A 20,584-nucleotide genomic window follows, 5' to 3' on the forward strand; every position below is an offset into this window, starting at 1 on the left:
CTGCACTTCACGTCTCCCTCGCAACGGAGGTTACCGGGTGCTCACTCTCCGCAGGATCGTCTGGCCGTCGATCGCGGCGGCCGCCGCGATGCTCATGTCGGCGATGCCCGTCCAGGCCGCCGGCATCCCACCGTCCGGTGAGGTCGTCACCAGCCCGAACGTGTCGCACGTGGCCAACGTTCCCAAGCCCGCCGGGCTGGAGACCACCATCAACACCGACATCGCCTTCCAGGGCGACTACGCCTATGTCGGCAACTACGGCGGTTTCTCCATCTACGACATCAGCCGTCCGGAGCGGGCCCAGGTCGTCGGCAGCGTCGTCTGTCCCGGCTCCCAGATGGACGTGTCGGTCTACGGGGATCTGCTGTTCACCGCGGTCGACTCCTCCCGGAGCGACGACTCCTGCAACAGCACCGCTCAGGTCGCGTCGGTCAAGGAGTCGTGGGAGGGCGTCCGGATCTTCGACATCAGCGACAAGAGGAGTCCGAAGTACGTCAAGGCGGTCGAGACCGACTGCGGCTCGCACACCCTGACCCTCGTGCCGGGCAAGGGCCGCGACCGGCGCAACGTCTACCTCTACGCCTCCTCCTACAACCCCTCGGTGAGCTTCCCCGACTGCCGGCCGCCGCACGACAAGATCTCGGTCATCAAGGTGCCGCTGCGCGCCCCGGCGGACGCGGCGGTCGTCAGCACCCCGGTCGTCTTCCCCGACGGGGGCAACGAGAGCCAGCCGGGCCTGCTGCTGCCGACCAGCGGCTGCCACGACATCACCGTCTACGCGGAGAGGGACGTCGCGGCGGGCGCCTGCATGGGCGACGGCGTGCTGTTCGACATCTCCGACCGGGCGAACCCGGTGGTCACGGCCCGGGTGACGGACCCGAACTTCGCGTTCTGGCACTCGGCGACGTTCAACAACGCCGGCACCAAGGTCGTCTTCACCGACGAGCTGGGCGGCGGCGGGGCGGCCACCTGCAACGCGGCCACCGGCCCGAACCGCGGCGCCGACGCCGTCTTCGACATCAGGGACGGCCGGCTCGTGTTCAGGAGCTACTTCAAGATCTCGCGCCACCAGGCCGACACCGAGAACTGCGTCGCGCACAACGGCTCGCTGATCCCGGTCAAGGGCAAGGACATCATGGTCCAGGCCTGGTACCAGGGCGGCATCTCGATCGTGGACTTCACCGACTCCGCCCGCCCCCGGGAGATCGGCTTCTTCGAGCGCGGCCCGGAGCCCAACGGCAGGGGCGGCGGCATCTGGTCGGCCTACTACTACAACGGTTACATCTACGGCAGCGACTTCCACCACGGACTCGACGTGGTCAAGATCAATGATCGTCGCACCGACCCGGCCAGGAGCGTCCGCCTGGACCGGCTGAACGTGCAGACCCAGTCCTCCTACCGCCAGGGACACGGCCACTGACCCCGGAGCGGGGGCGGCGATCCGTCCCCGCCCCACCCGCGTCCGTACGGCGCGCCCCTGCCCGGCGGGATGTTCCACGCCATACGCGCTCAGGCCCGGCCGGTCGTCCGTACGGTGCTCAGGCCCGGCCGGCCATCCGTATGGCTCTCAGGCCCGGGCGGTCGTCCGTACGGTGCTCAGGCTCGGGCGGTCTCGTCCGTACGGCGCGCCGCCGGGCGCAGGCCACCTCAGGCGGGCGGGACGAAGCCGCCGGAGGTGGGGCCGGGGGCCGTGGCCGGCGGCTGGGACGCGGGCGGTGCGGGCATCGGACCCGGGATCGGCTGCTGGGGCCGCGGCGGATGCGGCGCCCGCTGGTGGGGCTGCGGCGGGTAGGGGGGCGGCTGGGACTGCTGATAGGGGGGCTGCGCCTGCCGGTGCGACGGCTGGGTCTGCTGGTAGGGATGCGGCGCCTGCTGGTGGGGCTGCGGCGGGTAGGGCATCGGCATCGCCGGGGCGGGCGGCTGCCGGGTGCCTGCCTGGAGGGCCAGCCGCGCGTGATCACGGCGGCGGCGCTCGGCCAGGACGGCGGTGAGGTAGGCGAACGGCGGCACGCCCGGGGGCGGGGGCGGTGAGACGAAGGCCGACATCTCGGTGGCGATGCGCGCGCCCATCTCGTGCTGGACCGCGGGGGACAGGTCGTGCCAGCGGGTGAGGTACTGCCGCGCGGTGGTGGCGATCCCTTCGGGCAGCCGCGACAGCTCCAGCGTCGCGGCCCACGCGGCGAGCTGCGGCGGCATCTCCAGCGGCGGGCCGTACTGCCGGGGGCCGCGCTCGGAGATCACGATGGTGCCCGCGAAGATGTCGCCGAGCCGCTTGCCCTTCTCCGAGATCAGCGAGCTGATCAGCGCGGGCGCGCCGCTGAGCGTCCAGAACTCCAGCACTCCGGCCAGCCCGCGGAACAGGGCCTGCCGGAACCGTTCGGGGCTGCCGTCGTCGCTGACCACCCGGAGCCCGAGGGCGAGCTTGCCCAGGCTGCGGCCGCGGGAGAGCGTCTCGAAGATCACCGGATAGCCGACGAGCACCAGCACGGTGAGCGCGATGTAGATCATCGTCGTCAGTGCCTCGTCGGCGGTGAAGACCAGGGCGCCGACCACGAAGGACGCCCCGAACAGCGTCGCGAGCTGGACCGCGATGTCGATGAGCAGCGCCGCCGCTCTGCTCGGAAGCTGGGCGACCCGGACTTCGACGACAACGGCCTCGCCGGTTACGACATCGGACACATACAGAACCCTACCCGTGACGCGACCGGCTTTCCCTGCCCGCGGGCCCCTCGGCGGGCGCGCGTGCGCCCGGTGTCCGCGCCGATCCGTCCCCGGACCGCCGTCGCGTCCGGGTTGCGGCCGCCGGGCCGCCTGACCCGGCAGGGGGAGCGTGTGGGGCCTGCGGGAGCATCGGACTGTGACGTAGGTCACTTAATGCGCTGTTTACATCCATGTAATCGATTACATACCCTGATGTAATCGATTACATGGAGGGCTGATGGCACGCATCAAGGACGTGGCTGCACACGCGGGCGTCTCCGTCGCCACGGTCTCCCGGGTCCTCAACGACAACCCGTCGGTGACGGAGGAGACCCGTACCCGGGTCTACGCCGCGATGAGAGAGCTCAGCTACGTCCCCAACGCAGTGGCGCGTTCGCTGCGCACCGAGGCGACCAAGACCCTCGGGCTGATCATCGGCGACATCGTCAACCCATTCTTTGCCGAGTTGGCGAGAGCGGTCGAGGACGCGGCGCGGGCGGCCGGCTATACCGTGATCATCGGCAATGCCGACGAGCGGGCCGAAGAACAGGACCACTACGTGCGCACCCTCCTGGAGCAGCGGGTGGACGGGCTGTTGATCTGCCCCACCGCCGAGGTCACGCCGTTGGTCGAGGAGCTCGCACGGGCCGGCGGGCCGCTGGTCTTCCTGGACCGCACGCTCCCCGGGATGCACGTGCCGTCGGTCCGGGCCGACGGGACCGACGCGATCAGGGCGCTGGTCGCCCACCTGCGGCAGCTCGGGCACCGGCGGATCGCCTTCATCTCGGGCCCCGCCCGGCTGTCCACGGGCAGGGAGCGGACCGGAGCCTTCCTCGCCGCGATGGCCGAGCACGGCCTGGAGGTCCACCCGGAGTACGTCCAGGCAGGCGACTTCCGGTCCGGCAGCGGCCGCGCCCTCACCGCCAGGCTTCTCGACCTCCCGGCGCCGCCCCAGGTGATCTTCGCGGGCGACAACCTGATGACCCTGGGCGCGCTGGACGAGATACGGGCGCGCGGCCTGCGGATCCCCGAGGACGTGGCACTGGCGTCGTTCGACGACGTGCCGTGGTTCCCGCACGTGAACCCACCGATAACCGCGATCAGCCAACCTGCCGCCGAGCTCGGCAAGCGGGGTGTGCGGGTCATCCTCGACCGCCTCGGCGGGCGGCCCGCCGAGTCGGTGGCCCTGCCCGCCGTACTGGTGGTCCGCCAATCATGCGGGGAAGGAAGGGACGTCTCTTGAACGACGAGATCCTCCGGGTCGAAGGCCTGCGCAAGGAGTTCCCGGGTGTGGTCGCGCTGGACGGGGTCGACTTCACCCTCAGGGCCGGCGAGGTCCACGTCCTGCTCGGGGAGAACGGCGCGGGCAAGAGCACGCTGATCAAGATGCTCTCCGGCGCCTACCACCCCGACGGAGGGCGGATCCTGGTCGACGGGGCGCCTACCGAGATCCGCACCGCGAGCGACGCGCAGAGACTGGGCATCGCCACCATCTACCAGGAGTTCAACCTGGTTCCCCAGCTCACCGTCGGTGAGAACCTCGCCCTGGGACGTCCGCCCCGCCGTTTCGGCTTCGTCGACACCGGGCGGATGCACGAGCAGGCGGGGGAGCTGCTGCGGAGGGTCGGCGTCGACGTCGACCCGCGCACCCCGGTGGCGCGGCTGGGCATCGCGCGCATGCAGATGGTCGAGATCGCCAAGGCGCTGGGCCTGAACGCCCGCGTGCTCATCATGGACGAGCCGACCGCCGTGCTCACGACGACCGAGGTCGAGCGGCTGTTCGGCATCGTCCGGCAGTTGCGCGACCAGGGTGTGGCGATCGTGTTCATCACCCACCACCTTGAGGAGATCCCGCAGATCGGCGACCGCGTCACCGTGCTGCGGGACGGCAGCTCGGTGGCCGAGGTGCCGGCGACCACTCCGGAGAACGAGCTGGTCAGGCTCATGGTCGGCCGTCCCATCGACCAGCAGTACCCCCGGGAGCCGGCGGCGCCGGGCGGTCCTCTCCTGCAGGTGCGGGGGCTCCGCAGGGAGGGCGAGTTCACCGACGTCTCCTTCGAGGTGCGCGCCGGAGAGGTCGTGGGCCTGGCGGGACTGGTCGGCGCGGGCCGTACCGAGGTCGCGCGGTCGATCTTCGGCGCGGACGCCTACGACTCCGGCGAGGTCCTGGTGAACGGCCGCCCGCTGGCCCGCGGCGACGTGCACGCCGCCATGGAGGCGGGCCTCGGCCTGGTCCCCGAGGACCGCAAGGGCCAGGGGCTGGTGCTCGGCGCCGACGTGGGCGAGAACCTCGGCCTGGTCACGCTGCGGCGGGCCAGTCGCGGCGGGTTCGTCGACAGGCAGGGACAGCGCAGGGCCGCCGCCGAGGTGGCCCGGCAGCTCGGCGTGCGGATGAGCGGCCTCGGCCAGGAGGTCCGCACGCTGTCGGGTGGCAACCAGCAGAAGATCGTCATCGGGAAGTGGCTGCTCGCCAAGGCGAGCGTGCTCATCCTCGACGAGCCCACGCGGGGTGTGGACGTGGGGGCCAAGGTCGAGATCTATCAACTGATCAATTCGCTCACCGCCTCCGGGCACGCGGTGCTCATGATCTCCAGCGATCTCCCCGAGATCCTGGGCATGAGCGACCGCGTCCTGGTGATGGCCCGCGGCAGGCTCGTCGGGGAGCTCGCCGCCGGTGAGGCTACACAGGACTCGGTGATGGCCCTGGCCGTGACCGAGGTGGAGGATGCTCGTGTCCACTAACGTGCTGCAGCGCAAGCCCCCGGGCCGGAAGTCGCCGGCCGCCACCTGGCTGGGCGAGAACGGCGCGCTGGTCGCGCTGGTCGTGCTCGCGGTGGCGCTGTCGCTGCTGTCGGGCGACTTCCTGACGGTGACCAACCTGCTCAACGTGGGCGTGCAGGCGGCGGTCACCGCGATCCTCGCCTTCGGCGCCACCTTCGTCATCATCACCGGCGGCATCGACCTGTCGGTCGGCTCCGTCGCCGCCCTGTCGGCGATCGTGCTGGCCTGGACCGCGACCGACGCGGGCCTGCCGTGGCCGCTGGCCACCGTGATCGCCCTCGGCGTCGGCCTCGCGTGCGGGCTGGTCAACGCCGCCCTGATCGCCTACGGCAAGCTGCCGCCGTTCATCGCCACGCTGGCTATGCTCGGCGTCGCCCGCGGCCTGGCCCTGGTGATCTCGCAGGGCAGCCCGATCGCGATGCCGGAGGCGGTCTCGCACCTGGGCGACACCATCGGCGACTACCTGCCGGTCCCGGTCGTCGTCATGCTGATCATGGGTCTGATCACGGCCGTGATCCTGAGCCGGACCTACACCGGGCGCGCGATGTACGCCATCGGCGGCAACGAGGAGGCCGCCCGGCTCTCCGGCATCAACGTCAACAGGCAGAAGCTCATCACCTACGCCCTGGCCGGGCTCTTCGCCGCGGTCGCGGGCATCGTCCTGGCCAGCCGGCTGGCCTCGGCCCAGCCCCAGGCGGCCGCCGGCTACGAGCTGGACGCCATCGCCGCCGTCGTCATCGGCGGGGCGAGCCTGTCCGGCGGCAAGGGCCGGGCCTTCGGCACCTTCGTCGGCGCGCTCATCCTCGCGGTGCTGCGCAACGGCCTCAACCTGCTGTCCGTCTCCGCCTTCTGGCAACAGGTCGTGATCGGCGTGGTGATCGCGCTCGCGGTCCTGCTCGACACCCTGCGCCGTCGCGGAACCAACTGAACCCATCGGGGGAACACCATGAAACGCACCATCACCGTCATCGCGGCCGGCGCCGCGCTCGCCCTGGGCCTGACGGCCTGCGGATCGGGCTCCTCCTCGGAGGGGTCCGGAGCGGCCGCTGGAGACATCAAGCTCGGCATGTCGGTCTCCACCCTGAACAACCCCTACTTCGTCCAGCTCCGCAAGGGCGCCGAGGACGAGGCCAAGAAGCAGGGCGTCGCGCTGACCGTCACCGACGCCCAGAACGACGCCTCGCAGCAGGTGAACCAGATCCAGAACTTCGCCAGCCAGAGCATGAAGGCGATCATCATCAACCCGGTCGACTCCGACGCCGCCGGGCCCGCGGTGAAGGCCGCCGAGCGCTCCAAGATCCCGGTGATCGCCGTCGACCGCGTGGTCAACGGCGCCACGGTGGCCCAGACCGTGGCCTCCGACAACGTCGCCGGCGGCAAGCTGGCGGCTCAGGAGCTGGCCAAGCAGATGGGGGAGAAGGGCAAGGTCGCCGTCCTCCAGGGCGTCCCCGGCACCTCCGCCTCCCGCGACCGCGGCCAGGGCTTCACCGAGGGCATCAAGGCCTACCCGGACATCCAGGTGGTCGCCCAGCAGCCCGCCGACTTCGACCGGACCAAGGGCCTGGACGTCATGACCAACCTGGTCCAGTCCAACCCCGGCATCACCGGGGTGTTCGCCGAGAACGACGAGATGGCCCTCGGCGCCATCAAGGCGCTGGGCGCGAAGGCGGGCAAGGAAGTCAAGATCGTCGGCTTCGACGGCACCCCGGACGGGCTCAAGGCCATCGAGGCCGGCACGCTGAACGCCAGCATCGCCCAGCAGCCGCAGCTCCTCGGGCAGCAGGCCGTACAGGGCGCGGTCAAGGCGGCCAAGGGAGAGAAGATCGAGGCCACGGTGGCCGTGCCGGTCAAGGCCGTGAACAAGGACAACGTCGCAGAGTTCGCGGGCTCGTGATGACCGTCCACGGCGGCGACGTCGAACCCGTCCCTCCCGAGGACGCCCACGGGCGGGGCGGGGAGGACGGGGCACGGCCGTACGAGATGGTCGTCGTCGGCTCGGTCAACGCCGACCTCGTGGTCCGCGTCGACCGCCGTCCCGCGCCCGGCGAGACCGTGATCGGCTCCGACCTGGTCACCCATCCCGGGGGGAAGGGCGCCAACCAGGCCGTCGCCGCGGCCCGGCTCGGCGCCCGCGTGGCCCTGCTCGGCAGGATCGGCTCCGACGGCCACGGCGAGTTCCTGCACAAGGCGCTCGCCGGCGACGGCGTGGGGCTGGGCCACCTCGTCGAGACCCCGGGGCCGAGCGGCGTCGCCCTGATCACCGTGGGGGCGGACGGGGACAACAGCATCATCGTGTCACCGGGGGTCAACGCGCGGCTGAGCGAGGACGACGTCGCCGCGGCGGCAGGCCTGCTGGCCTCGGCGCGGGTCGTCTCCCTGCAACTGGAGAGCCCGCTCGCCGCGGTCCTGGCCGCCGCCCGGACGGCGGCGCGGGTGGTCTTCAACCTGTCGCCTCCGGCCGTGGTCCCCGACGAGCTGCTGGCGCTCTGCGACCCGCTCGTCGTCAACGAACACGAGGCCGCGTTCCTGCTCGGGGGGCGCGGCGCCCCCGGCTCGCAGGCGCGGGCCCTGCTCGCGCTCGGGCCCCGCTCGGTGGTCCTCACATTGGGGGCCGGGGGCGCGGTCGTCGCCGAGCCGGGCGGGGTGATCGAGGTGCCGAGCCCCCGGGTGGAGGCCGTCGACACCACCGGCGCCGGTGACGCGTTCACCGGGGCGCTGGCCTGGCGCCTGGCCGGCGGCGACGACCTGGCCACCGCCACCGCCTTCGCGGTCCGGGTGGGCGCCGCCTCGGTGCGCAGGCCCGGCGCGCAGAGTTCCTATCCGTACCCGGAGGATCTGGAGGCCCTGTGAAGCGCGCGGGAATCCTCAACGCGGCCCTGTCCGGCGGGCTCGCCCGCCTCGGCCACACCGACGAGCTGCTCGTCTGCGACAGCGGGATGCCGCTGCCCCCCGGAGTCGAGGTCGTCGACCTCGCCTTCCTGCCAGGCATCCCGGCGTTCGCCGACGTGCTGGACGGAATCCTCGCCGAGCTCGTCGTCGAGGGCGCCACCGCGGCGCGGGAGGTCCGTACGGCCAACGCCGAGTGCGACGCCCTGCTCGCCGCCCGCCTGCCCGGCCTGACCTACATCCCGCACAGCGAGCTCAAGCGCCTGTCCCGCTCCAGCCGGCTGATCGTGCGGACCGGCGAGGCGCGGCCGTACGCCAACGTGCTCCTGCGGTGCGGGGTCGCGTTCTGACCGTACGGCCCGCGGTCCCTTCCGGCCGGCCGGGCATCCCGGCGTGAGCGCGGATGTGGATACGCTTCCTGCGTGGACATCGACGTCTTTGTCAGCGCGCACCGGCAGGCCTGGGACCGGCTGGAGGACCTCGTCCGGCGCCGGAGGTCGCTGAACGGCGCCGAGATCGACGAACTGGTCGACCTCTACCAGCGGGTCGCCACCCACCTGTCCATCGTGCGCTCGGGATCGGCCGACCCCATCCTGGTGGGCCGGCTGTCGGCGCTGGTCGCCCGTGCCCGCTCGGCGGTGACCGGCGCGCACACCCCCGCCTGGCGGGAGTTCATCCGCTTCTTCGCCGTCTCCTTCCCGGTGGTCGCCTACCGGGCCCGCTGGTGGTGGCTCGGCACGACCGCCGCGTTCGTCCTGGTCTCCGCGGTCGTCGCCGTCTGGGTGGCGGGCGACCCCGCCGTCCAGGCCGCGATCGGCACGCCCGAGGAGATCACCCAGCTCGTCGACCACGACTTCGCCGACTACTACTCGGAGCACCCCGCGGCCTCGTTCGCCGGGCAGGTCTGGGTCAACAACGCCTGGGTCTCGATGCAGGTCATCATCATGGCCGTGCTGCTCGGCCTGCCGATCCCCTACATCCTGTGGGAGAACGCGCTCAACGTGGCCGTCTCCGCCGGTCTGATGGCCTCGCGCGGCAAGCTGGACATCTTCTTCGGCCTGATCACCCCGCACGGTCTGCTGGAGCTGACCGCGGTGTTCCTGGCCGCGGCCGTCGGCATGCGCCTCGGCTGGACGGTCGTCGACCCCGGTCCCAGAAAGCGCGGCGAGGCCCTCGCCGAGCAGGGCAGGGCCGTCATGAGCGTGGCCCTCGGCCTGGTCGTGGTGCTGTTCGTCTCCGGCCTGATCGAGGGACTGGTCACCCCCTCGGGCCTGCCCACCTGGGCGCGGATCGGAATCGGAGTGGTCGCGGAGGCGGCCTTCCTCGCCTACGTGATCTTCTTCGGCCGCCGGGCGCTGGCCGCCCAGGAGACGGGAGACCTGGAGCGGGCCCCCGACCTCGCGCCGAGCGCCGGCTAGGTGTACCGCCCCGGCAGGCCGGTGACGCGGCTGACGGGTGGCCGGCCTCCCGACGCGGTGTGTCCCCAGTGCGGGTTGTACATGTCTGGCCAGGGGTCAAGGGCGGCGCGGTGCCCGGTGCTCGGCGGGCTGTCGCCAGCGGCGCGTGTTTGACCGGCCTTCACCCGAGATCAGTAATATCCCGCAATGACCTTTCTCGCAGGCGACGGGACAGCGGCCATCGGTCCGTTCAGGGTTGTTCGGCTACTGGGGGAAGGAGGTATGGGCCAGGTCTATCTGGCCACCTCGGCCAGCGGCAGGTCCGTGGCGGTCAAGGTGGTACGCCCGGAGCTTGCCGGCGATCCGAGCTTCCGGCGCCGGTTCAAGGCCGAGGTCGAGGCCGCCAGGGCGGTCAGCGGTGCCTTCACCACGCCGGTCGTGGACGCCGATCCCGACGGGCCGGTGCCCTGGCTGGCCACCGTCTATGTGCCCGGCCCCTCGCTGCAGAGCGAGATCGAGACACATGGCCCGATGCCCGAGGCGCAGGTGCGGATACTCGGCGCGAGGTTGGCAGAGGCGCTGGCCGCGATCCATCGTGCCGGGATCATCCACCGGGATCTCAAGCCGTCGAACATCCTGCTCGCCGACGACGGCCCGCGGGTGATCGACTTCGGGATCAGCCGGGCCGCCGACGGCACCTCGCTCACCGCTACCGGCGGTGTCATCGGATCGGCCGGATACATGTCCCCCGAGCAGATCGCCGGGCGCGAGCTGACCTCGATGAGCGACGTGTTCGCGCTCGGCGCGGTGGTGGCCTTCGCGTCGACCGGCAGGTCCGCGTTCGGAACCGGCCCTTTCCAGGCGGTGATGTTCCGCGCCGCCTACGAACCGCCCCAGCTCGACGGGATGCCGCCAGGGCTCGTCGGTCTGGTCTCCGCCTGCCTGGACAAGGATCCGCTGCGCCGGCCGGCGGTCGCCCGATTACCGGAGCTCTTCGTCACCCCTGGCCCGAACGCGTCGCCGGAGACGGTCGTGTTGCCGGAAACGGTCGTGTCGCCGGAAACGGTCGTGTCGCCGGAGCCGACCGAGATACTGCCGCCGTCGCCCCAGCGGCGCCAGTTGATCATCAGTGGCGCCGTGGCCACCGTCGTGGCTGTCGCGGGCGCGTCGGCCGCCCTGCTCGCCACATCGGGAAGAGACCGGCCCACCAGAGGTGCCACGGCCACTGGCTCGCCGAGCGGCTCCACAGGTGCCCAACCCCTCTGGACCCGCACCGTCTCCGGTGAGAAAGGCAGCCTCGCGACCCTGGGCGACCTGATCTTCTGCCTTGACAAGGAAGGGACGGATGCCTTCACCCTGAAGGACGGCAAGCCCCGCTGGAAGAGCGAGACCAACTATGCGGGGTACTACCCCAAGCTCGTGGGCAAGCGGATCTACATGCTCGGCGACAACGACTCGATCAGCGCCTTCGATCCGCGGACGGGCGAGGAGCTGTGGATCTCCGGACTGAGCGACGGCGAACCCGAGTGGACTTTCCCATCCGGTTCGACGCTCGTGGTGAGGGACACCCGCGACCGCCTGCACGGCCTCGACGCCGCGACCGGGAAACAGCGCTGGACCTTCACCCCCGAAGGGAGACCTCTTTTCCTGGAGGGAGAGGCTGCCCGGGGAGTCGTGCTGGCGACTCCGGAATACTTCGACGCCTATGCCGCCATCTCCATCACCGACGGCGAACTGAGCTGGTCCAGGCAGGGCAGGTTGCACGCTCAGTGTACGGACGGCAAACGGTTCTACGTCCTCGGCCCGGGGCTGAACCTGGCGGCCCTGGACCCGCTCACCGGTCGCGAGATCTGGAACAGGCCCAGCCGTATGCCCCCGTACAGTTCTCGAACGGGCCAACCATCCTATGAGCTGGTCCTCGCGGAGGACATGCTCGTCTGCCGCTGCAGCGGACCGGAGAGAGTCGCCGTCTTCGACGTCGCCACCGGCCGCCGCCGCTGGCCCGCCAAGTCCATCACCGGACTGATCTGGGCAAGGTCGGACCGGACGTTCATATACGTGGATTCAGAAATCAAAGCGTGTGACCTCCTGACCGGAGAGACCCTCTGGACAGGAGAGGCCGCGGACAACTCGCTCCGCTTTCGAGGCGGTACGGAAGACCTCCTCATCGGCGCGACGATCGAGGGCCTCCATGGCTGGGATGTCAAGAGCGGGCGGCGGAGCTGGAATTTCCCCTATCCGACCGACAACGCTTTCGACTGGGGTGTTCTGCGCACCCCGGGCCGGCTGTTCGCCAAGCACAGGGGGAACCTCTTCGCCTTCGACTTCCCCGGGGCGAAGGCTCCGATCATCAATTGACCCGGGGCGATCCTGCTGAGACCGTCATCACCCCAGGTCAGCAGGGACGCAGCGCCAGGGCGGCCATGGCGGGCCGGAAGGTCCGCAGACGCGCCCCGAGCGCCGGGAGCGGTCAGAGGCGGCCCGCGGCCTTCAGCGCGAGGTAGGCGTCGGCCAGGGCGGGCGCGATCTGCTCCGGGGCGGCGTCCACGACCTCCACGCCCTGGCGGCGCAGCCGGGCGGTGATCCTGCGCCGGCCGGAGTTCTGGTGCTCCGCGGCCGCCGCGTTGTAGACCAGCTCCGGCGTGCCGCGCCCGGCCGCCATCACGGCCACCTGCGGGTCGGAGACGGCGGCGAGGAGCACCAGGTGCCGCGAGGAGAGCTGGGGGAGCATCGGCAGGAGCCCCTCCTCCAGCGACGCCGCGTTCAGGTCGGTCAGCACGACGACCAGGCAGCGCCGCTTGGCCCGCGCGAGAATGGCCGCGACCATCCCGGCCGAGTCGGCCTCGACGAGCTCGGCCTCCAGCGGTGCCATGGTGTTGACCAGCGACGACAGCAGTTCGGTACGGCTGGCGCCGGACACCCAGGCGCGCACCGCGCGGTCGTAGGCCAGGAAGTCCACCCGGTCCCCGGCGCGGGCGGCCAGCGCGGCCAGCAGCAGCGCCGCGTCCATCGACCAGTCCAGCCGGGGCCAGCCCGGCACGACCGCCGCCCCGCCGTACAGGCCGCCGGGCCCGGGCGTCTCGCCGGCCAGCGGGATGGGGGCCGTGCCGACCCGGCCGGCCGAGGTGCGGCCGGTGTCCAGGACGATCAGGACCCGCCGGTCGCGCTCCGGCCGCCAGGTGCGGACCACGACGTCGTTGCGGCGGGCGGTGGCCCGCCAGTCGATCGAACGGACGTCGTCGCCGACCACGTACTCGCGGAGCGAGTCGAACTCGGTGCCCTGCCCCCTGACCATCGACGGGTGCTGGCCCTCCAGCTCCCTGAGCCTGGACAGCTTGGCGGGCAGGTGTTTGCGGCTGAGGAACGGCGGCAGCACCCGCACCGACCACGGCACCCGGTGGGAGCCCTGGCGGGCCGCGATGCCCAGCGGGCCCAGCGTGCGCACGGTGACCGTGACCGCCTCGCGGTCGCCCCGGCGGGTGGGGGTGAGCGTCATGGTGAGGCGGCGGCGCTCGCCGGCGGGCACGTCCAGCGGCAGGCGCCGCGGCGTGGCCCCGGCCGAGGGGGGCCAGGCGTCCCTGAGCATGCCCCGGGCCCGGCGGGGGCCGGGGTTCTCCACGATCAGCTCGACCGTGGCGGACTCGCCGAGCCGTATCAGCCGGTCGCCCGAGCGGGTGAACCGCAGCTGCCGCACGCCTGCGGCCAGCAGCAGGTCGACCGCGACCAGCGCCAGGAGCACCAGCGCCACCCCGGCCACGGCCGGAGCCGGCCGCGGCGCGAAGAGCACGGCCAGCGTGCCCAGCAGGGCCAGCAGGGCGGCCCGTCCTGTCAGTGCCATCGGCTCAGCGGGGGACGGGGACGGAGGCGAGGATGGCGTCGATCAGGCCGTCGGCGGTCGCGCCCTCCAGCTCGGCCTCGGGCCGGAGCTGGATCCGGTGCCGCATGGAGGGCCTGGCCAGCGCCTTGACGTCGTCCGGGGTCACGTAGGAGCGGCCGGACAGCCAGGCCCAGGCCCGTGCCCCGGCCAGCAGCGCGGTGGCGCCACGCGGGGAGACGCCGAGCTGCAGTGACGGCGACTGCCGGGTGGCCCTGGCGATGTCGACGATGTAGCCGAGCACCTCGGGGCCGGTGTGCACCTGGCTGACCGCCGCGCGGCCGGCATCCAGGTCGGCGATGGTGGCCACGGCCTTGACGTGGGACAGGTCGCGCGGGTCGAAGCCCAGCGCGTGCCGTTCCAGCACCGCGATCTCCTGGTCGCGGGGCGGCAGCGGCACGGTCAGCTTGAGCAGGAAGCGGTCGAGCTGCGCCTCGGGGAGCTGGTAGGTGCCTTCGTACTCGACCGGGTTCTGGGTGGCGGCCACGATGAACGGCTCGGGCAGCCTGCGCGGCTTGCCGTCCACGCTGACCTGCCGCTCCTCCATCGCCTCCAGCAACGCCGCCTGCGTCTTGGGAGGCGTGCGGTTGATCTCGTCGGCGAGCAGCAGGTTGGTGAAGACCGGGCCCTGGCGGAACTCGAACTCCGACGTCTTCGCGTCGTAGATCAGGGAGCCGGTGACGTCGCCCGGCATCAGGTCGGGGGTGAACTGCACCCGCTTGAAGTCCAGCGAGAGCGCCGCCGCCAGGGTCCTGACCAGCAGGGTCTTGGCGACGCCCGGCACGCCTTCGAGCAGCACGTGTCCCCGGCAGAGCAGCGCGATCACCAACCCGGTGACCACGGCGTCCTGGCCGACGACGGCCTTGGCGACCTCGGCGCGCAGGCCCGCCAGCGCCTCCCGGGCGGCGCTCGCGCCGGGCGCTGTCCCCGCGACCGGGGGTGTCTCCGCCAGGCCGCTGTTCTCCGGTGGCATGGTCACGAGGACTCCTCTGCCGGCTCCGGCGGCACCGTGCCGCCGTGCCCGACGGTCTGCTCGCTACGCTCGCTCACGACTCTTTGACCTGCCTCTCCAACATGTCCAGATATGCGGCCAGGGCTACCAGCCCGGCCTCGTCCGCCGGCGGCGGGCCGTACAGGGCGGCGCCCACGTGGAGGCGCGCCTGTCCGGTGCGTTCGGCGATCGCTTCGACCTTCGCGTCCGGCCCGGCCGCCGACGGCAGGCCGAGCCGGGGGGTGACCCGGTCGACGAAACTCGTGCGGAGGGCGACGGCGGCCCGGTCGCGGGCCCGCCTGGCCCGGTAGAGCCTGCCCCGGCCCTCCACGGTCTCGGCCGCCCTGACCACGACGGGCAGCCGTTCGGCCACCACCGGGCCGAGCCGGCGGCCCCGCCAGAGTGCCAGCAGGAGGACCGCGACGGCCAGTTGCACCACGGCCCACCTGACCCCGCCGGGGATCAGGTCGTAGAACCCCTGCTCGCCGCTGGCCCGCGCGGCGGTCTCGGGGGCCACCAGCCAGACCAGGGCGGGCCTGGCCCCGGCGAGGTTCATCGCCAGGGCGGCGTTGCCGTCCTCGGCCAGCCGCAGGTTGCTCATGAACTGGCCGTCGCCCGTGACCGTGACCGTCCTGCCCTCGTCGGTGTAGCTGACCAGGGTGGGCCTGCCGTCGGCCGGGTAGCAGCCGGTCGCCCCGGAGGGGGCGGTGAGGGCCGAGCCCCCCAGGTAGGCGCTGCCCGCCCTGGTCGCGGCCCGCAGCTCGCAGCGGGGCTCGCGCGAGCGCGCCCGCGCCTCCTCGGCGGGCCTCACGCCGGGGGTGATCAGCTCCTGGTGCGGCTGCACGCCGACCACGAGCAGGTCGGCGGGGATCGCGCCGAGCCGCCGGGCCTCCTCCTCGCCGAGGAAGGAGGTGTCGCTGAGCAGCAGCGTGCGGTCGCCGGAGCCGGCGGCCTCCGCCTCGGCGACGGAGGTGACCCGTGTGACCTGCACGCCGTGGGCCCGCAGCAGCTGGGCCAGTGCCCTGCCGCCGGACGGCGAGGTGTCGGCGGGATCGAGCGGCCTTCCCCCGCCGGAGCCGCTGAGCAGCACGCCGATCACGGCGCCGGCGACCACGATGAGCGCGACCAGGAGGATGCCCCGGCCGCCGCGCCACAGGGTCGCGGCGGTCGGCGAGGTGGACGTCGACCCCGTCCCGGGGGCGGCGGCGAGGCTCACGAGGGCACCGCCTTCGCGGGGGCGGCGGGCACGGGACGGGCCGTGCGCAACCGCTCGTCGAGGTCGCGCAGGACTTCGTAGGCCTCGGCCGTGCCCGGCACCTCGCCGTAGGTCACGTCGTCGAACACCCGCGCCGCGGTGGTCAGCTCCCCGGCGAAGGCGGGCAGGACCCGCCCCGCCTCGGCGGCGAGCTCGCCCGCCGTACGGCCGGGCGTGGAGTCGACGATGGCGCGGTCCTCCAGGTCTCGGGCGACGGCTCTGAGCCGTTCGCGGACGGCCTCGGCCCACCGGGACTCGGCGGCCAGCCGCTCGGCGGCGTCGCGGTGCTCGGCAGCGGTGCGGCGACGGTCTCCGAAGATCCCATCCTGGCGTACGGCGCCGCCCCGGGTGGCCCTGCGCGCGATCGTGACCACCGCGGTGATGGCCGCGATCACGATCACGGCCAGGACGACCCGCGCGGCCACGCTGCCGACGACGCCCACGGACTCCTGGTCCAGCAGGTCGCCGAGGAACTGGCTCACGGCCCGCATGGCGCGGTCGATCAGGGATTCCTTGGCGTATTCGGGCTTGAGCAGCTCCTGGAGCGCCTCGCGCCGGGCCTGGTCCCGGTCGATGTCGATCGGGGTCGGGGACGCCAGGAGCGCCGGGAGGGTCAGGAGTCGCGCCACGGAGCTCCCTGGCCGGTCTGGTCGTACCGGCCGGGTCCGCTGGGCGTGATGGACGGGTCCCACAGGTCGTCGGCGGAGGCGTGCACCCAGCCCTGGCGCTGCTGCTCGATCGCCGCGGTCTGCAGCACCAGGTCGAACGCCTCGGCGCGCATCCGCCGGTCGGCGTAGAGCAGGCCGTTGACCCCGGCCTGGAACGGATAGGTGATCATGGCGCTGACGGTGCCGCCGACCGCGATCAGGATCGCCGTGCCGATCTGCGAGCCGGTGGAGCCCTTGCCGATCATGCCGACGACGAAGGCCATGATGGTGAAGGGGAAGGAGAGCACCAGGGCGACCAGGGCCGTGATGAGCTGGGTCAGCAGCAGGATGCCGAGCGTCCGCCAGAAACCGCCGCCCACCAGGTTCCAGGACCTGCGCAGGGAGTCGATGACGCCGCGCCGCTCCAGCACCGCCACCGACGCCGCGAGCGCCAGGCGGGTGGTGATGAAGAGGGCGTAGGCGACGAAGCCCAGGATCGCCAGCGCGCCGACGAGGAACAGCGCCCCGAAGTCGGCCCCCGCCGCCCCCAGCCCGGCGATGACCGCGATGACCACGACCATGGGGATCAGCATGACCAGCATCCCGATGGCCACCAGCCCGAACAGCGTGGGCACCCGGTTGCGGGTCAGCTGCCAGGCCTCGCCCACGCTCATCTTGCCGCCGAAGACCGCCCGGCCCAGGATCCGGGTCAGCACGCCGGTGAGCAGGGTCACCGCGACGAACTGCACCGCGTAGGAGATCAGCGTCCCGCCGTACTGGGCGAGGAAGCCGATGTCCTGCGGGTCCTCCAGGACGGAGGGGTCGTCGAGGCCGGCGCCCAGGTCGCCGATCATGACCGCCTGGCCGATCGCCACCGGGATCGCCCCGAGCGCGGCGACGATCGCCGAAAGGCCCAGGATGGTCTTGGGGTTGGAACGGATCAGCTTGATGGCGCCGTCGAGGATGTCGCCGATGCCGAGCGGGCGCAGCGGGATGATCCCCGGCCGCATCGCCGGGGGCGGGGGGAAGCCGTGGGGCGGCGGGCCGTACGGGCCGGGCCGGTGGGGCGGGGGCTGGCCGTACGGCGGCGCCTGCCCGCCGTGGGGCTGCTGCGGGGGCGGCTGCGGCGGTGGCGCGCCGGGGCCGGAGCCGGGCGCGGTCCACGGTGATCCCGGGGCGTCGCCGTACGGCGGAGGTTGGTTGGACGCCCAGCCGGGTGGCGTGTCGGGAGTGGAGCCGTGACCGTCTGACATATCCCAATCCTGACATGTGGACACACCGATTGTGGTGCCCGGGAGATCTCGACGGGGTTTCACACGCCGGGAGATCGGCGGAGATGCCGGAGGGATGGCCGAGACACCGTCGTTTACCGCAGACTGGGGGCGTGACCACCTCCACTTGGCGTTCGCAGTCGCCGAGACCGGAGTTGGCCGCACGGGGGCACTCCTACACGCTTTACGTTGTGTGCGCCTAAAATTCGGCAGTTGGATGGCTGCTCGTCGGCAGGTGTCATCCAGTGGCCGGACAAGGGTAATCTTCGACGACCGTGCCGTTTACCCCAAAAACTCCCAAACTGCGTAAAACGAATGAGGGGCCATGAAAGGACGCGTGCTGGTCGTCGACGACGACGCCGCTCTCGCCGAGATGCTCGGCATCGTGCTGCGCGGAGAGGGTTTCGAGCCCTCCTTCGTCTCCGACGGGGACAAGGCCCTCGACGCGTTCCGCGACACCCGGCCGGATCTGGTCCTCCTCGACCTGATGCTGCCGGGCGCCGACGGCATCGACGTGTGCCGCCGCATCCGCGCCGAGTCCGGTGTGCCGATCGTCATGCTGACGGCCAAGAGCGACACCATCGACGTGGTGCTCGGCCTGGAGTCGGGGGCCGACGACTACATCGTCAAGCCGTTCAAGCCCAAGGAGCTGGTGGCCCGGGTCCGCGCGCGGCTGCGCCGCACCGACGAGCCGACGCCGGAGATCCTCCAGATCGGCGACATCACCATCGACGTCGCCGGGCACTCGGTCAAGCGCGACGAGGAGACCATCAACCTCACCCCGCTGGAGTTCGACCTGCTGGTCGCGCTGGCCCGCAAGCCGCGCCAGGTATTCACCCGCGAGGTCCTGCTGGAGCAGGTCTGGGGATACCGGCACGCGGCCGACACCCGCCTGGTCAACGTGCACGTCCAGCGGCTCCGCGCCAAGATAGAGAAGGACCCGGAGCACCCGGAGATCGTGGTGACGGTCCGAGGGGTCGGCTACAAGGCCGGCCCGGCCTAGCCTGCGCGGATCCCCCGGGCCCCTGACATGCCGTCCTCGCCGAAGAAGCGCCGCCGTACCCCGCGCCAGGTGGTGCGGGGCGTCCGCCGGCGGGCCCGTCGCGCCGCGGGAGGCGTGCGCCGGGTCTGGCGGCGCTCCCTGCAGCTCCGCGTCGTCACCAGCACGATGGTCATCTCCATCGCGGTGGTGGCCGTGCTCGGCGTCTTCCTCATGCAGCAGATCATCGCGACCACGCTCCAGGACCGGGAGCGCGCGGCCAGGAGCGAGGCGCAGGCCGACCGGAACGCGGTGCTCGGCTACCTGAACCGGCCGTCCGGCGACGTCTCCAAGCCGTCCGTCGATTCGGGCGACGGGCTCCAGCGGGGTGGCGACAGCCCGCTCAGCCAGGCGGTCTACGCCCTCGCCGGGCGCGCGGGGGCCGTCCCCCGCTACTCGGTGATCGCCCGCAACGACAACCAGCCGGGGGAGTTCTTCGTCACCCCGAACATCGATCCGCGCAGCATCCCGTCCGGGCTGCGCGAGGAGGTGTCCAAAAAGGAGGCGGGCGAGGACAGCACCCACTACGGGGACCTCTACTACGAGGGCAGGCGCGAGCCGGTGCGGGGCATGGTGATCGGCACCCGCCTCGACACCTCCGGGACCATGCTGGACAGCGGATACGAGATCTACCACCTCATCCCGCTGGACAAGGAGGAGGAGACCCTCAACTCGGTCCTGCGGATGCTCGTCGCCGTCGGGGCCGCCCTGGTGCTGCTGCTGGCGGCCATCGCCTCGCTGGTCACCCGCCAGGTGGTCACGCCGGTACGGCTGACGCGCCAGGCCGCCGAGCGGCTGGCCGCCGGACGCCTGGACGAGCGGCTGAAGGTGCGCGGCGAGGACGACCTGGCCCGCCTGGCCACCTCCTTCAACGACATGGCCGCCAACCTGGCGTTGAAGATCCACCAGTTGGAGGAGCTCTCCCACGTCCAGCGGCAGTTCGTCTCCGACGTCTCGCACGAGCTGCGCACCCCGCTGACCACCGTGCGGATGGCCGCCGACCTGCTCTACGACGCCCGCGAGGACTTCGACCCGATGGCCGCCCGCTCGGCCGAGCTGATGCAGAACCAGCTCAACCGGTTCGAGTCGATGCTCGCCGACCTGCTGGAGATCAGCCGCTACGACGCGGGCGCGGCCGAGCTGGACGTCGATCCGGTGGACGTCAGGGACGTGGTGCTGCGCGCCGTCGCCGACTCCGAGGCACTGGCCGAGCGCCACTCGACCCGGTTCGACCTGCGCCTGCCGGGTGAGCCCTGCATGGCGGAGATGGACAGCCGCCGGGTCGAGCGGATCCTGCGCAACCTGCTGTTCAACGCGATCGAGCACGGCGAGGGCCGCGACATCGTCGTCTCGGTGGGGGCCGACCGCGACGCGGTGGCGGTGGCCGTACGGGACCACGGGGTGGGTCTCAAGCCGGGTGAGGAGAACATGGTCTTCGACCGGTTCTGGCGGGCCGACCCGTCACGCGCGCGGACGATCGGCGGCACCGGCCTGGGCCTGGCGATCTCCCGCGAGGACGCCGTGCTGCACGGCGGCTGGCTCCAGGCCTGGGGGGCGCAGGGCGAGGGGTCGCAGTTCCGGCTCTCCCTGCCCCGGGTGGCCGGGGCGCCGCTGCGGGGGTCACCGCTGTCGCTGGTCCCGCCGGAGGTGGAGATGCGGCGGACATGGCGGGGGCACATGACCCCGGTGCTCTCACCGGCGGTCGCCGACGGGGGAAACGATGCGGACTAGCACAGGACGACG

17 protein-coding genes are annotated in these 20,584 nt (G+C 72.1%); 11 read left to right on the forward strand and 6 right to left on the reverse strand.

The features are described 5' to 3' along the window. Positions 1–37 precede the first annotated feature (37 nt). The gene (locus SROS_RS06705) at positions 38–1,420 is read left to right on the forward strand and encodes an LVIVD repeat-containing protein (RefSeq protein WP_012888136.1); all 1,383 of its coding nucleotides are present in this window, start codon (positions 38–40) and stop codon (positions 1,418–1,420) included. Between the two features lie 227 nt (positions 1,421–1,647). On the opposite strand, the gene SROS_RS06710 is transcribed toward SROS_RS06705, so the two are convergent. Continuing rightward, positions 1,648–2,679 (reverse strand): RDD family protein, encoded by a 1,032-nt coding sequence (locus SROS_RS06710; RefSeq protein WP_012888137.1) that lies wholly within the window; start codon positions 2,677–2,679, stop codon positions 1,648–1,650. Between the two features lie 259 nt (positions 2,680–2,938). On the opposite strand from SROS_RS06710, the gene SROS_RS06715 reads away from it, so the two are divergent. From SROS_RS06715 to SROS_RS50780, 8 genes are all read left to right on the forward strand, one after another. Then, on the forward strand, positions 2,939–3,943 hold the full coding sequence (locus SROS_RS06715) for a LacI family DNA-binding transcriptional regulator (RefSeq protein ID WP_012888138.1): 1,005 nt from the start codon (positions 2,939–2,941) through the stop codon (positions 3,941–3,943). After that, on the forward strand, positions 3,916–5,442 hold the full coding sequence (locus SROS_RS06720) for a sugar ABC transporter ATP-binding protein (RefSeq protein WP_012888139.1): 1,527 nt from the start codon (positions 3,916–3,918) through the stop codon (positions 5,440–5,442). The genes SROS_RS06715 and SROS_RS06720 overlap by 28 nt, the downstream gene beginning before the upstream one ends. Further along, complete coding sequence (locus SROS_RS53770; protein WP_012888140.1) at positions 5,426–6,409, forward strand: ABC transporter permease; 984 nt, start codon at positions 5,426–5,428, stop codon at positions 6,407–6,409. The genes SROS_RS06720 and SROS_RS53770 overlap by 17 nt, the downstream gene beginning before the upstream one ends. Positions 6,410–6,427: 18 nt before the next feature. After that, positions 6,428–7,375, forward strand: coding sequence for a D-ribose ABC transporter substrate-binding protein (locus SROS_RS53775; protein WP_012888141.1), 948 nt, complete (start codon positions 6,428–6,430; stop codon positions 7,373–7,375). After that, entirely contained in the window at positions 7,375–8,331 is a 957-nt protein-coding gene (locus SROS_RS06735) for a ribokinase (RefSeq protein ID WP_012888142.1), read from the forward strand. The genes SROS_RS53775 and SROS_RS06735 overlap by 1 nt, the downstream gene beginning before the upstream one ends. After that, entirely contained in the window at positions 8,328–8,717 is a 390-nt protein-coding gene (rbsD, locus tag SROS_RS06740) for a D-ribose pyranase (protein WP_012888143.1), read from the forward strand. Before SROS_RS06735 ends, rbsD begins: the two co-directional genes overlap by 4 nt. 72 nt (positions 8,718–8,789) lie before the next feature. Then, positions 8,790–9,785, forward strand: a complete 996-nt coding sequence (locus SROS_RS06745; RefSeq protein ID WP_012888144.1) for a stage II sporulation protein M — start codon at positions 8,790–8,792, stop codon at positions 9,783–9,785. Positions 9,786–9,971: 186 nt separating this feature from the next. Further along, on the forward strand, positions 9,972–12,122 hold the full coding sequence (locus SROS_RS50780; RefSeq protein ID WP_012888145.1) for an outer membrane protein assembly factor BamB family protein: 2,151 nt from the start codon (positions 9,972–9,974) through the stop codon (positions 12,120–12,122). Positions 12,123–12,234: 112 nt separating this feature from the next. Here the strand turns inward: SROS_RS50780 and SROS_RS06755 are convergent, their stop codons facing one another. From SROS_RS06755 to SROS_RS06775, 5 genes are all read right to left on the reverse strand, one after another. Next, positions 12,235–13,602 carry a DUF58 domain-containing protein gene (locus SROS_RS06755; protein WP_012888146.1) on the reverse strand — a complete coding sequence of 456 codons (1,368 nt, stop codon included), beginning with the start codon at positions 13,600–13,602 and terminating at the stop codon, positions 12,235–12,237. Positions 13,603–13,606: 4 nt separating this feature from the next. Further along, entirely contained in the window at positions 13,607–14,611 is a 1,005-nt protein-coding gene (locus SROS_RS06760; protein WP_081453394.1) for an AAA family ATPase, read from the reverse strand. Positions 14,612–14,684: 73 nt separating this feature from the next. Then, positions 14,685–15,845: a DUF4350 domain-containing protein gene (locus tag SROS_RS06765; protein WP_012888148.1), complete on the reverse strand. Its 1,161-nt coding sequence runs from the start codon at positions 15,843–15,845 to the stop codon at positions 14,685–14,687. Further along, positions 15,842–16,513 (reverse strand): DUF4129 domain-containing protein, encoded by a 672-nt coding sequence (locus tag SROS_RS06770; RefSeq protein ID WP_012888149.1) that lies wholly within the window; start codon positions 16,511–16,513, stop codon positions 15,842–15,844. The genes SROS_RS06765 and SROS_RS06770 overlap by 4 nt, the downstream gene beginning before the upstream one ends. Next, positions 16,498–17,784: a DUF7847 domain-containing protein gene (locus SROS_RS06775; RefSeq protein WP_012888150.1), complete on the reverse strand. Its 1,287-nt coding sequence runs from the start codon at positions 17,782–17,784 to the stop codon at positions 16,498–16,500. The genes SROS_RS06770 and SROS_RS06775 overlap by 16 nt, the downstream gene beginning before the upstream one ends. A 343-nt stretch (positions 17,785–18,127) precedes the next feature. On the opposite strand from SROS_RS06775, the gene mtrA reads away from it, so the two are divergent. Together mtrA and mtrB are read left to right on the forward strand one after the other, a co-directional pair. Next, complete coding sequence (gene mtrA / locus SROS_RS06780; protein ID WP_012888151.1) at positions 18,128–18,805, forward strand: MtrAB system response regulator MtrA; 678 nt, start codon at positions 18,128–18,130, stop codon at positions 18,803–18,805. Between the two features lie 27 nt (positions 18,806–18,832). Next, a complete protein-coding gene (gene mtrB / locus SROS_RS06785; protein ID WP_012888152.1) occupies positions 18,833–20,572 on the forward strand; it encodes an MtrAB system histidine kinase MtrB in 1,740 nt (579 codons plus the stop codon). Positions 20,573–20,584: the final 12 nt, after the last annotated feature.

Origin of the sequence: Streptosporangium roseum DSM 43021, assembly GCF_000024865.1 — a bacterium.
GTDB lineage: Bacteria > Actinomycetota > Actinomycetes > Streptosporangiales > Streptosporangiaceae > Streptosporangium > Streptosporangium roseum.

Excerpts from the sequence above, each read along its gene's own strand:
- SROS_RS53775 (WP_012888141.1), top strand. The coding sequence starts at position 6,428 with ATGAAACGCACCATCACCGTCATCGCGGCCGGCGCCGCGCTCGCCCTG.
- SROS_RS06720 (WP_012888139.1), top strand. The coding sequence starts at position 3,916 with ATGCGGGGAAGGAAGGGACGTCTCTTGAACGACGAGATCCTCCGGGTC.
- SROS_RS06735 (WP_012888142.1), top strand. The coding sequence starts at position 7,375 with ATGACCGTCCACGGCGGCGACGTCGAACCCGTCCCTCCCGAGGACGCC.
- SROS_RS53770 (WP_012888140.1), top strand. The coding sequence starts at position 5,426 with ATGCTCGTGTCCACTAACGTGCTGCAGCGCAAGCCCCCGGGCCGGAAG.
- mtrB (WP_012888152.1), top strand. The coding sequence starts at position 18,833 with ATGCCGTCCTCGCCGAAGAAGCGCCGCCGTACCCCGCGCCAGGTGGTG.
- SROS_RS50780 (WP_012888145.1), top strand. The coding sequence starts at position 9,972 with ATGACCTTTCTCGCAGGCGACGGGACAGCGGCCATCGGTCCGTTCAGG.
- SROS_RS06760 (WP_081453394.1), bottom strand. The coding sequence starts at position 14,611 with ATGCCACCGGAGAACAGCGGCCTGGCGGAGACACCCCCGGTCGCGGGG.
- SROS_RS06775 (WP_012888150.1), bottom strand. The coding sequence starts at position 17,784 with ATGTCAGACGGTCACGGCTCCACTCCCGACACGCCACCCGGCTGGGCG.
- SROS_RS06715 (WP_012888138.1), top strand. The coding sequence starts at position 2,939 with ATGGCACGCATCAAGGACGTGGCTGCACACGCGGGCGTCTCCGTCGCC.
- SROS_RS06755 (WP_012888146.1), bottom strand. The coding sequence starts at position 13,602 with ATGGCACTGACAGGACGGGCCGCCCTGCTGGCCCTGCTGGGCACGCTG.
- mtrA (WP_012888151.1), top strand. The coding sequence starts at position 18,128 with ATGAAAGGACGCGTGCTGGTCGTCGACGACGACGCCGCTCTCGCCGAG.